Genomic DNA, 12675 nt, shown 5'->3' on the forward strand with positions numbered 1-12675 from the left:
CAGGCGGGATCGGTCGGTCCGGTGGGCCAGGATGGGCGCCATGGGACCGATCACCGGCGAGGACGGGCTGGCGCGCTGCCCGTGGGCAGCCAGCACCGTCCAGATGCGCGACTACCACGACCAGGAGTGGGGGGCGCCGGTCCACGGTGAGGCGGCCTACCTGGAGCGGATGACCCTCGAGGCGTTCCAGTCCGGCCTCTCCTGGGCGGTGATCCTGGCCAAGCGGCCCGGCTTCCGGGCCGCCTTCGCCGACTTCGACGCCGATCGGATCGCCGACCTCGACGCCGGGGACGTCGACCGGTTGCTGGGGGACCCGGGCATCGTCCGCAACCGCCGCAAGATCGAGGCCACGCTGACCAACGCCCGGGCCACCGTGGCGTTGCGCGAGCACGGCGGCCTGGAGCAGCTGGTGCTCGCGCACACCCCGCCGGTGGAGGACGCTCCGGTCACCGTCGCCGACTGGCCCGCCCGTACGACGACCTCGACCGCCCTGGCCAAGGAGCTCAAGCGCCACGGGTTCGTCTTCGTCGGTCCCACCACCATGTATGCGCTGATGCAGGCGATCGGCCTGGTCGACCCCCACCTGGCCGGCTGCCACCGCCGGGGGAGCCGCGGATGATCCGCGGGCTCACCTACCTGATCGGCTTCCAGGTGGTCGGCGAGCTGGTGGTCCGGATCGCCGACGTGCCGGTCCCCGGAGCGGTGGTCGGGATGCTGCTCTGCTTCGCCTGGCTGCGTCGCACCCGGGCCGGGGACGACACGGCGCTGGTCCGCGCGGGCAGCGGCCTGCTGCGTCACCTGCAGCTGCTCTTCGTCCCCGCGGGCGTCGGCATCGTCGCCTACCTGTCCACGCTGCGCGCCGACGCGCTGCCGATCTCCGTGGCCCTGGTCGGGTCGTGGCTGCTCGGACTGGTCGCGGTCGCCTGGACCGCGATCGGGTTGGAGCGGCTGACCGGCGCCCCGCACGACGACCTGCCGGCACCGGACACCGGGACCGCCCGGTGAGCCCGGTCGCGCACACCGCGGACGCGGTGCTCGAGGTGGCGCGGTCGCCGCTGGGCCTGATCGCGATCACGCTCGGCGGCTATCAGCTCGGACGGTGGCTCCAGGCGCGCACCGGGGGACACGCGCTCGCGCAGCCGGTGGTGGTCGCGATCGCCGTGGTGGGCACCGCGATCACCCTGCTCGACGTGGACTACCCGGCCTACCTGGACGCCGCGGCGCTGATCTCCTTCTGGCTGGGCCCGGCCACGGTGGCGCTGGCCATCCCGCTGCACCGCCAGGCCGACCAGCTCAAGGGCTTCGTGGTGCCGCTGCTGGTCGCGGTGCTGGTCGGCGCCGTCGTCTCGATCACCAGCGCCGTGCTGATCGCCCGTGCGCTCGGCGCCGACGAGGTGCTGCAGCGCACCCTGGCGCCGAAGGCGGCGACCACACCGGTGGCGATCGCCCTGGCCGACAACCTCGGCGGCATCCCTCCGCTGGCGGCGGCGTTCGCGATCCTGATCGGCATCGTCGCGGCCCTCACCGCGCCCGCCGTACTCACCCTGCTCCGGGTGCGGGACCGCCGCGCCCGGGGCCTCGCGGTGGGTGCGGTCTCGCACGGGATCGGCGCCTCCCGGATGCTGCGCGAGGACGAGACCGAGGGTGCCTTCGCCGGTCTCGGCATGGGGCTCTCGGCGCTGGCCACCAGCCTGGTGCTGCCCCTGGTCGCGCTGCTGCTCTGGTAGCGGCGTGCGGCCGCGTCGTACCCCCTCGGTCCGGTGTCCTCCCCTAGGGTCGGATGGCATGACGCGAGTGCACGCCTTCGGTGACGACGCCCTGGCCGACGACGACGCGGTCGGCCTGGTCCGGCGGCTCCGGGCCGGGGAGGTCTCGGCCGCCGAGCTGACCGACGCCGCGATCGCCCGGGTCGAGGCGGTCGACCCGGTGCTGGGCGCGATGGCGTGCCCCGCCTTCGACGGCGCCCGCAAGGAGGCGGTGGTGCCGCCGGAGGGCTACTTCGGCGGCGTGCCGAGCCTGGTGAAGGACAACTCCGACGTGGCCGGGCTGCCGACCCAGCACGGCACCGACGCCTTCCGCGCCGCCCCCGCCGCGGCGGACGGCGACTTCGCACGGATGTACCGGTCGATCGGTCTCGGCATCCTCGGGAAGTCGCAGCTCTCCGAATTCGGCTTCAGCGCGGTGGCCGAGCACCCCAGGATCGGGCCGGTCCGCAACCCGTGGGACCCCGAGCACAGCGCGGGCGCCTCGTCGTCCGGCTCGGCCGCCCTGGTGGCCGCCGGCGCGGTGCCCATCGCGCACGCCAACGACGGCGGCGGGTCGATCCGGATCCCGGCGCACGCCAACGGGCTGGTCGGGCTCAAACCGACCCGGGGCCGGGTGCCGCAGGACCGGATGAACCGGGAGATGCCGGTCAAGATCGTCGCCGACGGCGTGGTCACCCGCAGCGTCCGGGACACCGCGGCCTTCCTGCGCGAGTCGGAGAAGCACCACCGCGACCTGCGGTTGCCGCCGGTCGGCGACATCACCCGTCCCGGCCCGAAACGGCTGCGGGTCGCCGTGGTGACCAGTGCGGCGGGCCGGTCGGCCACCCCGGAGGTGCGCGACCTGACCCTGGCCACCGCCCGGCGGTTGGAGGACCTCGGGCACCGGGTCACCGAGGTCGACGCGCCGGTGCCGGACTCCTTCGCCGACGACTTCCTCCTCTACTGGTCCTTCCTCTCGCTCTACCTGGTCCGGTCGGGGCGGTGGACGTTCGACCGCAGCTGGGACAGCAGTCGGTGCGACAACCTCACCCTCGGACTCGCCCGGCACGCCCAGCGCCGGCTGCACCGGTTGCCGCTTGCGATGACCCGACTGCAGGCCTCGGGGGCGGTCAGCCGCCGCTTCTTCGCCTCCTACGACGTGGTGCTCACCCCGACGGTGGCGGCACCGACCCCGCGGATCGGCCACCTCGACCCCACCCAGGACTACGACGTGGTGCTGGAGCGGCTGCTGGACTGGGTCTGCTTCACCCCGCTGCAGAACGCCACCGGTGAGCCGTCCCTCTCCCTGCCGCTGGCGACCTCGGGCGAAGGACTCCCGCAGGGCATGTGCTTCAGCGCGGTCCGGGGCGCCGAGGCCACCTTGCTGGAGCTCGGCTACGAGCTCGAGGAGGCCGTCGGTTGGGCACGGATCCAGGACGGCCCGGACGCCTGAGGGAGGGCCCGGATCGGGTGTGACGAGCAGCATGGTGCCCCGATTTCTCACCCCACCACGGCGCATGTATTGTTCTGCGTCGTTGCCCCTTTAGCTCAGTCGGCAGAGCGTCTCCATGGTAAGGAGAAGGTCTACGGTTCGATTCCGTAAAGGGGCTCTGGGAGCCGGGGAGCCGGTCCACCACGAGTGGGCGGCAGCCCCGCACCCCTTTGGCGGGGTAGCTCAGGTGGTTAGAGCACACGGCTCATAATCGTGGTGTCGCGGGTTCAAGTCCCGCCCCCGCTACGCCAGTTGACGATCAGTACCGATGTAGCACCCCCAGACTCAGCAGTAGAAGGACTTCCCGTGGCCAGCAAGAGCTCTGACGTTCGCCCCAAGATCACGCTCGCCTGCGTGGACTGCAAGGAGCGCAACTACATCACGAAGAAGAACCGCCGCAACGACCCCGACCGGTTGGAGCTGGCGAAGTTCTGCCCGCGGTGCCGCAAGCACACCGCGCACCGCGAGACCCGCTGACCCAGGTCTCCCTGATCGTCCCCACGACGGTCCGACCTCCGCGAGGAGGTCGGACCGTCGTGCGCATTTCGTGCGGGGTCTACACGGTGCACGCCGGCTCCGCCCACCCCCGCACGCTGCGCAGGTCGTAGCGGGCCAGCTGCGGCACCACCGGCCGCCCGCCCTGGCGGAAGTACGGCGCCGCCGTCGACTCGCTGACCACCCACAGGTGCCGCCCGTCGTAGGAGGCGCCCTCCGCGCCGGGCAGGAAGCCGAAGCGCCGCTGCCGGGTGCCCTGCAGGATGCCGCACCGGGTGGTGGAGCGGATGAACCAGACCCGGGCTCGGCCGCCGAGGTCGGCCCAGAAGGCGCCTTGGGTGACCGGCGGCGCGAACTGCTCGGCCTCGGCCAGGTCGGCGGTGATGTCCAGCAGCCCGGGCGTCAACAGGTCCGCCACGTCGAACCAGTGCACCCGGGACGGGCCGTGGTGCCCGAACCCCACCTGGCCGAGGCGCCCGTCGCCGTCCCGCACCAGCACCGAGCCCCACACCGGTAGCACGTTGTCCCAGACACGGAGGGTGGCCAGCGTCTGCGGGTCCAGCAGCCACAGGCGCTGCTTCTCGGCCAGCCACAGGCCGTGCTCGTCCATCGCCAGCCCGCCGCCGTGCCGGCACTCGACGGTCCGCGGTAGGCCGACCCGGCCGGAGAGCGGCCCGCGCTCCTCCAGCAGGCGGCCGGTGCGCAGATCCACCCGGAGCACGCGGCAGAAGAGCGACCCGACCTGGCCCTCGTCGTACCCGCTGATCCAGGCGGTGCCGTCGCGCACCACGAGGCCCTGCGGGACGAAGGGGCCGCCCGAGGTGGGCGGGATCCAGGCGCCGGCGCAGAGCGCGTGGTCGTTGGGGGTGCGGGCGAGTGGCGGGTCCAGGTAGCGCGGTGCGCGGCCGGCGACCTCGCCGAACCGGATCGGACCGCAGCCCGTCTGCGCCCCACCTCTGGTCGGCCCCGGGTCGGGGTCTGCGCCGTCGGCCCCGGTGCAGGCGCCCAGCAGGAGGGTGATGGCGAGGAGGGTGGCTGCGAGCGATCGTGCGGGTGCGGAATCACCGGCTGACCGGTGAAACCCGCGAACCTGTCGGCCGAAACCCGCACGACACGCCGATCGGGCCCGGCGTGTCGCGCGGGTTTCCCCGGCTGACCGGTGAAACCCGCACCGTACTGAGCGCACGCGACCTCCGGCAGCAGGCAGTGGGTGGACGCCACACCCTAGGCTGACCTCGTGCCGATCGACTCCACTCTCGTCGGGAAGTCCTTCCCCGCGACCGAGCCCTACCAGGTCACCGCCGACGCGGTGGCCGGGTTCGCGGGTGCGGTCGGGGCGGCTGCCGGCGACGACGCGCCCGTCCCGCCCACCTTCCCGATCGTGGTCACCTTCGCCGCGATGCTGGACTTCCTCGACACCGAGCAGGTCGAGCTGAGCCGGATCGTGCACGGGGACCAGAAGTTCCACTACCGACGTCCGGTGCGGATCGGGGACGCGTTGACCGCCACCATGTCGGTGACCGGGCTGCGTCAGATCGGCGGGAACGACATCATCGCCACCGCCAGCGAGATCACCGACGCCGACGGCGACGTAGTCTGCACCACCACCGCGACGCTGGTCCACCGAGGAGGCGGGGCATGAGCGACCTGATCGAGGGCGCCGCGCTCGCGCCGCAGACCTTCGCGGTGACACGCGCCGACCTGGTCGCCTACGCCGCGGCCAGCGGCGACCACAACCCGATCCACCAGGACGAGGAGGTCGCCGTCGCGGTCGGTCTGCCCGGGGTGATCGCGCACGGCATGTACACCATGGCGCTGGTCGGCAACGCGATCGCAGTCTGGACCGACGGCGCCGAGGTGCTCGAGCTCGGCTGCAAGTTCACCCAGCCGGTGGTGGTCCCGGTCGACGGGGCCGCCCAGGTGACCGTCGCGGGCACGGTGAAGTCCGTCGCCGACGGCCGCGCCACCTTGGCCCTGGAGGTCACCTGCGACGGCACGAAGGTGCTCGGCGCGCCGAAGGCCGTGGTCGGTGCCTGAGCCGAGCACCGGGACGAGCATCGACACGGGGACCGACCGGCTCGCCGCGCACACCACGCTGCGCCTGGGCGGACCGGCCGAGCGGTTCGTCCGCGCCGCGAGCAGCGAGGAGATCGTCGCGGCGGTGCGGGCCGAGGACGAGGCCGGGGCGCCGGTCCTGGTGCTCGGCGGCGGCAGCAACCTGGTCGTCGCGGACGCGGGCTTCGCCGGCACCGTGGTGGCGCTGACGCCGCCGGCCGACCCGATCCGGGTCGAGCAGGACGAGCAGCACGCCACGGTGACCGTGGCCGCCGGAGTCCCGTGGGACGCCCTGGTCGCGCGCGCCGTGGCCGAGGGATGGGTCGGCATCGAGGCGCTCTCCGGTATCCCCGGCACCGTCGGCGCGACCCCGGTGCAGAACGTCGGCGCCTACGGCCAGGAGGTCGCCCAGACCATCGCCTCGGTCCGGGTCTGGGACCGTCGGGAACGGCGTGAGGTCCGGTTCGCGGCCGCCGACTGCGGCTTCGGCTACCGCACCTCCCGCTTCAAGACCGAGCGGTACGACGCGGCCGGCGGCCGCCACACCGTCCTCGACGTCACCTTCCGCTTCCCCCGCGGTACGACGTCCGCCCCGGTCGGCTACGCCGAACTGGCCCGCACCCTGGCGGTCGAGGTCGGTGGCACCGCGCCGGCCGCGGAGGTCCGCTCCGCGGTGCTCGGGCTGCGTGCCGGCAAGGGGATGGTGCTGGACCCGGGCGACCACGACACCTGGAGCGCCGGGTCGTTCTTCACCAACCCGATCGTCGATCCGGAGCGGGTGCCCGCGGGGGCGCCGTCGTACCGGCAGCCGGACGGGACGGTGAAGACCAGCGCGGCCTGGCTGATCGACCACGCCGGGTTCGCCAAGGGCTACCGCGCCGGCAGCGGCCGGGCCGGCCTGTCCACCAAGCACACCCTGGCGCTCACCAACCGCGGGGCGGCGAGCACCGAGGACCTGCTCGCGCTGGCCCGGGAGATCCGCGACGGGGTGGCCCGGCGCTTCGGGATCACCCTGGTCAACGAGCCGGTCCTGCTCGGCTGCCGCCTCTGAACTCTGCCGGCCGCTCTGCCGGCCCCGGAACCGGCCTCCGCCCTCGGTCCGCCGGGCCGTTTCAGAATCCGGCCGCGGACGCCGAGGAGGCCGCCTCGGCGAAGATCCAGACGAAGAAGACCACGATCGCGGCGATCGCCAGCAGCGCGAGCACGCCGAGCACGCAGCCGACGATGCCGGTGACGAAACCGGCGCTGGCCAGCCCCTCGCCGGAGTAGGCCTGCGGGTTGGCGCGGATCTCGTTCCGTGCCTTCTGGCCGAGCCAGACCGCGAACGGTGCGCACAGGGCGCCCACGACGGTGAACCCGAACAGCGGCGTCGCGAGCACCGAGACGATGCTGACGATGCCGAGCACCAGCGCCGTCACGGCCGAGGAGTGCACCGGTGGCGTCGGCGCGGGGAACCCGATCGGGTGGGCGCCGGGATATCCGCCGGGTGTCGGGAAGGGCGCCGGGTAGGGGCTCGCGCCCGGGTGCGGGGCCTGCTCCCGGTGCGGGGGAGGAGCGGGCGCGGCCGCCGGTCCCGGTGGGACCGGGCCGGTGGCGTCGGCCGGTCGGGTCGGGTCCTCGGAGGCGGGGCGCGGGTCGCTCATGGGGTCACCCTGCCCGCCGGGGCGGCCAGCCATGCGTCGATGTCGGCCTCCGCCGAGGCGCGCACCTCGGCCGGCGCCCGGCTGGCGGACAGCGACATCCGGGCCAGCTCGGCGAGGGTCGCGTCGGAGAGGTCGTGCGCCGCCCGCATCGTGGCGTACTGGCCGGCCAGCCGCGAGCCGAACAGCAGCGGGTCGTCGGCACCGAGCGCGACGGTCGCCCCGGCCTCCAGGAGGGTCGGCAGCGGCACCGAGGTGAGGTCGGAGTAGACGCCGAGCGCGACGTTGGAGACCGGGCAGACCTCGAGCGCCACCCCCGCGTCCACGATCCGCGCCAGCAGCGCGGGGTCCTCGGCGGCGCGGACCCCGTGGCCCAGCCGGTCGGCGCCGAGCGCGTCCAGGCAGGTGCGGATGTGGTCGGGGCCGCGCAGCTCGCCGCCGTGGGGCGCGAGCAGCAGGCCGGCGCGCTCGGCGATCCGGAAGGCGGGGCGAAGTCGGCGGTGGTGCCGCGGCGCTCGTCGTTGGAGAGGCCGAACGCGATCACGCCGCGGTCGGCGTACTGCCCGGCGAGGCGGGCCAGCGTGCGTGCGTCCAGGGGGTGGCGGGTGCGGTTGGCCGCGATCATCACCCCGATCGGCAGACCGGTCGCGGCCGTCGCCGACCGGACCGCGTCCAGCACCAGGTCGGTGAACGCGGTGATCCCCCCGAAGCGGGCGCCGTACCCGCTCGGATCGACCTGGATCTCCAGCCACCTGCCGCCGTCGGTCACGTCGTCCTCGGCCGCCTCCAGCACCAGGCGCCGTACGTCGTCCTCGGTGCGCAGCACCGACCGCGCGACGTCGTAGAGGCGCTGGAACCGGAACCAGCCCTTCTCGTCGGAGGCCGAGAGCCGGGGCGGCCACTCGGCGACCAGCGAGTCGGGCAGCGCGATCCCGTCGCGCTCGGCGAGCTCGAGCAGCGTGGTGTGCCGCATCGAACCGGTGAAGTGCAGGTGCAGGTGGGCTTTCGGCAGCCGACGCAGGTCGCGTGGTTCGGTCATGGTCGGCTCATCGTAGGCATGGGCGGGGGCGACCGCCGTGGACCTCGGATTGGTGGCGGTTGCCGGTCATGCGTAGACTCCACCCCGGTGGCTCTCCCCCACGGTGACGCGCGCCCTGAAGGACCTCGGTCCCGCAGAGCACGATGCACCGGGAGGGCATCATCGGAGGGCACTAGCTCAACTGGCAGAGCATCGGTCTCCAAAACCGAAGGTTGGGGGTTCAAGTCCCTCGTGCCCTGCAGAACTGACAACGGAAGACATGTCGACGAGAGTCGCGACGGAACGAGAGGGTGAACAGCGTGTCGGACACTCCTGCGGTCCGCGGTCGCAAGGACGACCGGTCGGGCGGGGACCCGGCTGAGCACCGCACCGGCCCGGTGACCTTCTATCGTCAGGTGGTCGCCGAGCTGCGCAAGGTGGTCTGGCCGACCCGCGAACAGGTCATCACCTACTTCTTCGTCGTCATGTCCTTCGTGCTGGTGATGATCGCGCTCATCTCGCTGCTCGACCTGGGTCTGGGCAAGCTCGCGTTCGAGGTCTTCACCGGCGGCGACGACATCTGAGCGGCGACCGCCGTTCCCGTGTCGACGTGACCAATCCCAGCAATTGATGGAGCATCCCGTGTCGGACCAGTACGACTCCGAAGTCGACGAGACCGTCGTCCCCGACGAGGTGTCGGCGGACGCCGAGGTGGCCGCTGAGGACGCCGAGGTCGTCGACGGCGCTGCCGAGGGCGAGACCGAGGGCGACGACGTCGCCGAGGAGGCCGAGGAGGCCGACCCGCTGGAGGAGTTCCGGCGCGAGCTGTGGATGAAGCCCGGCGAGTGGTTCGTGGTGCACACCTACTCCGGTATGGAGAACCGGGTGAAGCAGAACCTCGAGAACCGGATCCACTCCCTCAACATGGAGGACTACATCCACGAGATCGTGGTCCCCACCGAGGAGGTTGCCGAGATCAAGAACGGTCAGCGCAAGATGGTCAAGCGCACCGTTCTCCCCGGCTACGTCCTGGTCCGGATGGACCTCACCGACGAGTCCTGGTCCGCGGTGCGGCACACCCCGTCGGTGACCGGCTTCGTCGGTCACAGCCACCAGCCGGTGCCGTTGAGCATGGACGAGGTCGAGAAGATGCTCGCCCCGGCCGTGGTCAGCGCCGCGGCCGCCGAGACCGAGGCCGCCGCGGCCGCCTCCACCGGCACCTCCGCCCCGACCGCGAAGAAGCCGGTCGAGGTCGCCGACTTCGACATCTCGGACTCGGTGATGGTCGTCGACGGTCCGTTCGCGACGCTGCACGCCACGATCACCGAGATCAACGCCGAGGCCCAGCGGGTCAAGGCGCTCGTCGAGATCTTCGGTCGGGAGACTCCGGTCGAGCTCAGCTTCAGCCAGATCCAGCGGGTCTGACCCAGCCCACGCGGTAGGCGGTTCCGAGGCTCTCGGACCCGCCTACAGCGCTGTTCGGACCCCGTGCCCCGCCGGGGGCCGGCCCCGCGAATTCGCCGTACGGCGCCCGAGCGGGAAGAATGTCGGGGTTGCCGTCCGCTCAGCGGGCGACGACGCAGGTGGCAGAGGGCTCCGGCTCTCGTCATGACCACGAGAAGAAAGAGATTGAGGAATGCCTCCGAAGAAGAAGATCGCCGCACTCGTCAAGGTGCAGCTGCAGGCCGGCGCCGCCAGCCCGGCCCCGCCGGTCGGTACCGCGCTCGGTCCGCACGGCGTCAACATCATGGAGTTCTGCAAGGCGTACAACGCCCAGACGGAGTCCATGCGCGGCAACGTGATCCCGGTCGAGATCACCATCTACGAAGACCGCAGCTTCACCTTCATCACCAAGACCCCGCCGGCCGCTGAGCTGATCAAGAAGGCCGCCGGTCTGAAGAAGGGCTCGGGTGTCCCGCACAAGGAGAAGGTCGGCAAGCTGACCAAGGACCAGGTGCGCGAGATCGCCCAGACGAAGCTGCCTGACCTCAACGCGAACGACATCGACGCCGCGATGAAGATCGTCGAGGGAACCGCCCGCTCCATGGGCGTCACCACCGACTGAACTCCCGTGGGAGAGCCGCGCTGGCTCGCTGACCACGTCTCCTGAACAAACTTAAGGATCCCACCATGCAGCGCAGCAAGACCTACCGCGCGGCGGCCGAGACGTTCGACAAGAACGAGCTCTACGCCCCGCTGGCCGCGATCAAGATCGCCAAGGCCGCCTCCAAGAAGAAGTTCGACGAGACCCTGGACGTCGTGATGCGTCTCGGCGTCGACCCCCGCAAGGCCGACCAGATGGTGCGCGGCACCGTCAACCTTCCGCACGGCACCGGTAAGACCGCCCGCGTCCTGGTGTTCGCCAACGGCGACAAGGCCGAGGCCGCGCTCGCCGCCGGCGCCGACGAGGTCGGTGGCGACGAGCTCATCGAGAAGGTGGCCGGCGGCTACCTGGACTTCGACGCCGTGGTCGCCACCCCGGACCTGATGGGCAAGGTCGGCCGCCTCGGTCGCGTGCTCGGCCCCCGTGGCCTGATGCCGAACCCGAAGACCGGCACGGTCACCCCGGACCCGGCCAAGGCCGTGACCGACATCAAGGGCGGCAAGATCGAGTTCCGCGTCGACCGCCACGCCAACCTGCACTTCATCATCGGCAAGGCGTCCTTCAGCGAGCAGTCGCTCGCGGAGAACTACGCCGCCGCCCTCGAGGAGGTGCTGCGGCTCAAGCCGTCGAGCTCCAAGGGCCGGTACCTGAAGAAGGTCACCGTCTCCACCACGATGGGCCCCGGCGTCCAGGTCGACCCCAACCGCGTCAAGAACGTCGCGGTCGAGGACGAGGCCATCGCCTGATCCCGAGCACCACGCACGAAGCCCCGGTCACCTGCACGGTGACCGGGGCTTCGTCGTCTCCGGGGGCGCGGGGCTCCCGTCGCCGGCCCTGCCTCAGGAGGTCAGCTGCTCCAGCGCCGCGACCTCCACGCACACGGCGACGCCGGCCATCGCGGTGACCACCTCGTCCAGCGACGGGAAGGTGGGGGCGAGGCGGATGTTGCGGTCGTCCGGGTCGTTGCCGTGCGGGAAGGCGGATCCGGCGGGCGTGAGGGCGATGCCCGCCTCCTTGGCCAGCGCGACCACCCGCGACGCCGTGCCGTCGAGCACGTCGAGGTCGACGAAGTAGCCGCCGACCGGGTCGCTCCAGGTGGCGATGCCGAGGCCGTCGAGACGGTCGTGCAGTGCCTGCTGGACCGCGGCGAACTTCGGGGCGATCAGGTCGCGGTGCTTGCGCATGTGCGCACGGACGCCGTCGGCGTCGCCGAAGAACTCCACGTGGCGCAGCTGGTTGACCTTGTCCGGGCCGATCGAGGCGAAGCCGAGTCGCTTCAGGAACCAGGCGCGGTTCTCCGGGGAGGCGGCCAGGCAGGCGACGCCGGCGCCGGCGAAGGTGATCTTGGACGTCGAGGCGAACATGATCGGCCGGTTCGGGTTGCCCGAGGCGGCGGCCAGACCGAGGGCGTCCGCACTCTTGGTCTCCTCCCCGGTCAGGTGGTGCACGGCGTAGGCGTTGTCCCACAGGATCCGGAAGTCCGGTGCCGCGGTCGGCATCGCCATCAGCGCCGCGGCGACCTCGGTCGAGCAGACCGACCCGGTCGGGTTCGCGTACGTCGGCACCAGCCACAGCCCCTTGACCGCCGGGTCGTCGGCGACCAGTGCCCGGACCGCCTCCACGTCGGGGCCGTCGGCGTTCATCGGCACCGTCACCATCTCGATGCCCAGCTCGGCGAGCATCGTGAAGTGGCGGTCGTACCCGGGCACCGGGCAGACGAACTTCACCACCGGCTCGTCCTTCCACGGGCGTGGCGAGTCCGGGCCGCCGGCCAGCAGCATCCAGGTGACGGTCTGGTACATCATCGTCAGGCTCGAGTTGCCACCCGCGACCACCCGGTCAGCGTCGACGTCGAGGAGGTCGGCGAAGATCCGACGCATCGACGGCAGGCCGTCCAGGCCGCCGTAGTTGCGGACGTCGGTGCCGGCGTCGTCCGTGGTCGAGGTCGGCAGCCGGAGCAGGCCCTCGGAGAGGTCGAGCTGGTCGGCCCCCGGCTTGCCCCGGGTCAGGTCCAGCTTCAGGCCCCGGGCCTGCAGGTCGGCGTAGGCGGCACGCGCGGTCTCCAGGCGGTCGGCCAGGACGTCGGCGGGGGAGTCGGTCAGCGGCGTGGGTGAGCTCACCACTCC

At 72.2% G+C, this 12675-nt stretch carries 16 protein-coding genes, 3 tRNA genes and 1 pseudogene; 15 read left to right on the forward strand and 5 right to left on the reverse strand.

What is annotated here, in order from left to right:
- Positions 1–40: 40 nt before the first annotated feature.
- From FIV43_RS18725 to rpmG, 7 genes are all read left to right on the forward strand, one after another.
- Complete coding sequence (locus FIV43_RS18725) at positions 41–619, forward strand: DNA-3-methyladenine glycosylase I (protein ID WP_141015348.1); 579 nt, start codon at positions 41–43, stop codon at positions 617–619.
- A complete protein-coding gene (locus FIV43_RS18730; protein WP_141015349.1) occupies positions 616–1005 on the forward strand; it encodes a CidA/LrgA family protein in 390 nt (129 codons plus the stop codon). The genes FIV43_RS18725 and FIV43_RS18730 overlap by 4 nt, the downstream gene beginning before the upstream one ends.
- Positions 1002–1727, forward strand: coding sequence for an LrgB family protein (locus FIV43_RS18735; RefSeq protein WP_231123529.1), 726 nt, complete (start codon positions 1002–1004; stop codon positions 1725–1727). Before FIV43_RS18730 ends, FIV43_RS18735 begins: the two co-directional genes overlap by 4 nt.
- Positions 1728–1785: 58 nt before the next feature.
- Positions 1786–3198: an amidase gene (locus tag FIV43_RS18740; protein WP_141015350.1), complete on the forward strand. Its 1413-nt coding sequence runs from the start codon at positions 1786–1788 to the stop codon at positions 3196–3198.
- Between the two features lie 84 nt (positions 3199–3282).
- Positions 3283–3355 (forward strand) — tRNA-Thr (locus FIV43_RS18745).
- 54 nt (positions 3356–3409) lie between these two features.
- Positions 3410–3483, forward strand: a tRNA-Met gene (locus FIV43_RS18750).
- Between the two features lie 60 nt (positions 3484–3543).
- Positions 3544–3714, forward strand: coding sequence for a 50S ribosomal protein L33 (rpmG, locus tag FIV43_RS18755; RefSeq protein WP_121804265.1), 171 nt, complete (start codon positions 3544–3546; stop codon positions 3712–3714).
- A 79-nt stretch (positions 3715–3793) separates the two neighbouring features.
- Here rpmG and FIV43_RS18760 read toward each other — a convergent pair whose 3' ends face one another.
- The gene (locus FIV43_RS18760) at positions 3794–4519 is read right to left on the reverse strand and encodes a hypothetical protein (RefSeq protein WP_141015351.1); all 726 of its coding nucleotides are present in this window, start codon (positions 4517–4519) and stop codon (positions 3794–3796) included.
- A gap of 450 nt (positions 4520–4969) precedes the next feature.
- On the opposite strand from FIV43_RS18760, the gene FIV43_RS18765 reads away from it, so the two are divergent.
- The 3 genes from FIV43_RS18765 to FIV43_RS18775 are packed head-to-tail and all read left to right on the forward strand — an operon-like array spanning position 4970 to position 6838.
- Positions 4970–5374: an FAS1-like dehydratase domain-containing protein gene (locus tag FIV43_RS18765; protein ID WP_141015352.1), complete on the forward strand. Its 405-nt coding sequence runs from the start codon at positions 4970–4972 to the stop codon at positions 5372–5374.
- Entirely contained in the window at positions 5371–5769 is a 399-nt protein-coding gene (locus FIV43_RS18770; protein WP_141015353.1) for a MaoC/PaaZ C-terminal domain-containing protein, read from the forward strand. The genes FIV43_RS18765 and FIV43_RS18770 overlap by 4 nt, the downstream gene beginning before the upstream one ends.
- Positions 5762–6838 carry a UDP-N-acetylmuramate dehydrogenase gene (locus FIV43_RS18775; protein WP_231123530.1) on the forward strand — a complete coding sequence of 359 codons (1077 nt, stop codon included), beginning with the start codon at positions 5762–5764 and terminating at the stop codon, positions 6836–6838. Before FIV43_RS18770 ends, FIV43_RS18775 begins: the two co-directional genes overlap by 8 nt.
- Positions 6839–6899: 61 nt before the next feature.
- Here the strand turns inward: FIV43_RS18775 and FIV43_RS23335 are convergent, their stop codons facing one another.
- The 3 genes and pseudogenes from FIV43_RS23335 to FIV43_RS23345 all read right to left on the reverse strand — a co-directional run.
- Positions 6900–7430: a DUF4190 domain-containing protein gene (locus FIV43_RS23335; protein ID WP_181407587.1), complete on the reverse strand. Its 531-nt coding sequence runs from the start codon at positions 7428–7430 to the stop codon at positions 6900–6902.
- Positions 7427–7903, reverse strand: a complete 477-nt coding sequence (locus FIV43_RS23340; RefSeq protein ID WP_269204088.1) for an adenosine deaminase family protein — start codon at positions 7901–7903, stop codon at positions 7427–7429. Before FIV43_RS23340 ends, FIV43_RS23335 begins: the two co-directional genes overlap by 4 nt.
- An 86-nt stretch (positions 7904–7989) precedes the next feature.
- A pseudogene (locus tag FIV43_RS23345) lies at positions 7990–8466 on the reverse strand (adenosine deaminase); the annotation flags it as partial.
- A gap of 166 nt (positions 8467–8632) precedes the next feature.
- Here FIV43_RS23345 and FIV43_RS18790 point away from each other — a divergent pair.
- From FIV43_RS18790 to rplA, 5 genes are all read left to right on the forward strand, one after another.
- Positions 8633–8705: transfer RNA gene (locus tag FIV43_RS18790), tRNA-Trp, on the forward strand.
- A gap of 60 nt (positions 8706–8765) precedes the next feature.
- Complete coding sequence (secE, locus tag FIV43_RS18795; RefSeq protein WP_141015355.1) at positions 8766–9029, forward strand: preprotein translocase subunit SecE; 264 nt, start codon at positions 8766–8768, stop codon at positions 9027–9029.
- A 46-nt stretch (positions 9030–9075) separates the two neighbouring features.
- Complete coding sequence (gene nusG, locus FIV43_RS18800) at positions 9076–9870, forward strand: transcription termination/antitermination protein NusG (RefSeq protein WP_141015356.1); 795 nt, start codon at positions 9076–9078, stop codon at positions 9868–9870.
- 211 nt (positions 9871–10081) lie between these two features.
- Positions 10082–10510 (forward strand): 50S ribosomal protein L11, encoded by a 429-nt coding sequence (gene rplK / locus FIV43_RS18805; protein ID WP_141015357.1) that lies wholly within the window; start codon positions 10082–10084, stop codon positions 10508–10510.
- 65 nt (positions 10511–10575) lie between these two features.
- Positions 10576–11295 carry a 50S ribosomal protein L1 gene (gene rplA, locus FIV43_RS18810; RefSeq protein WP_141015358.1) on the forward strand — a complete coding sequence of 240 codons (720 nt, stop codon included), beginning with the start codon at positions 10576–10578 and terminating at the stop codon, positions 11293–11295.
- Between the two features lie 93 nt (positions 11296–11388).
- Here rplA and FIV43_RS18815 read toward each other — a convergent pair whose 3' ends face one another.
- Positions 11389–12672, reverse strand: a complete 1284-nt coding sequence (locus FIV43_RS18815; protein WP_407938841.1) for a PLP-dependent aminotransferase family protein — start codon at positions 12670–12672, stop codon at positions 11389–11391.
- Between the last annotated feature and the right edge of the window lie 3 nt (positions 12673–12675).

Origin of the sequence: Nocardioides sambongensis, assembly GCF_006494815.1 — a bacterium.
Lineage (GTDB): Bacteria > Actinomycetota > Actinomycetes > Propionibacteriales > Nocardioidaceae > Nocardioides > Nocardioides sambongensis.

Bases quoted from the DNA above. Each gene is read 5' to 3' on its own strand.
- nusG (WP_141015356.1), top strand. From the start codon at position 9,076: ATGGAGCATCCCGTGTCGGACCAGTACGACTCCGAAGTCGACGAGACC.
- rplA (WP_141015358.1), top strand. From the start codon at position 10,576: ATGCAGCGCAGCAAGACCTACCGCGCGGCGGCCGAGACGTTCGACAAG.
- FIV43_RS23335 (WP_181407587.1), bottom strand. From the start codon at position 7,430: ATGAGCGACCCGCGCCCCGCCTCCGAGGACCCGACCCGACCGGCCGAC.
- FIV43_RS18770 (WP_141015353.1), top strand. From the start codon at position 5,371: ATGAGCGACCTGATCGAGGGCGCCGCGCTCGCGCCGCAGACCTTCGCG.
- FIV43_RS18730 (WP_141015349.1), top strand. From the start codon at position 616: ATGATCCGCGGGCTCACCTACCTGATCGGCTTCCAGGTGGTCGGCGAG.
- rplK (WP_141015357.1), top strand. From the start codon at position 10,082: ATGCCTCCGAAGAAGAAGATCGCCGCACTCGTCAAGGTGCAGCTGCAG.
- FIV43_RS18725 (WP_141015348.1), top strand. From the start codon at position 41: ATGGGACCGATCACCGGCGAGGACGGGCTGGCGCGCTGCCCGTGGGCA.
- FIV43_RS18740 (WP_141015350.1), top strand. From the start codon at position 1,786: ATGACGCGAGTGCACGCCTTCGGTGACGACGCCCTGGCCGACGACGAC.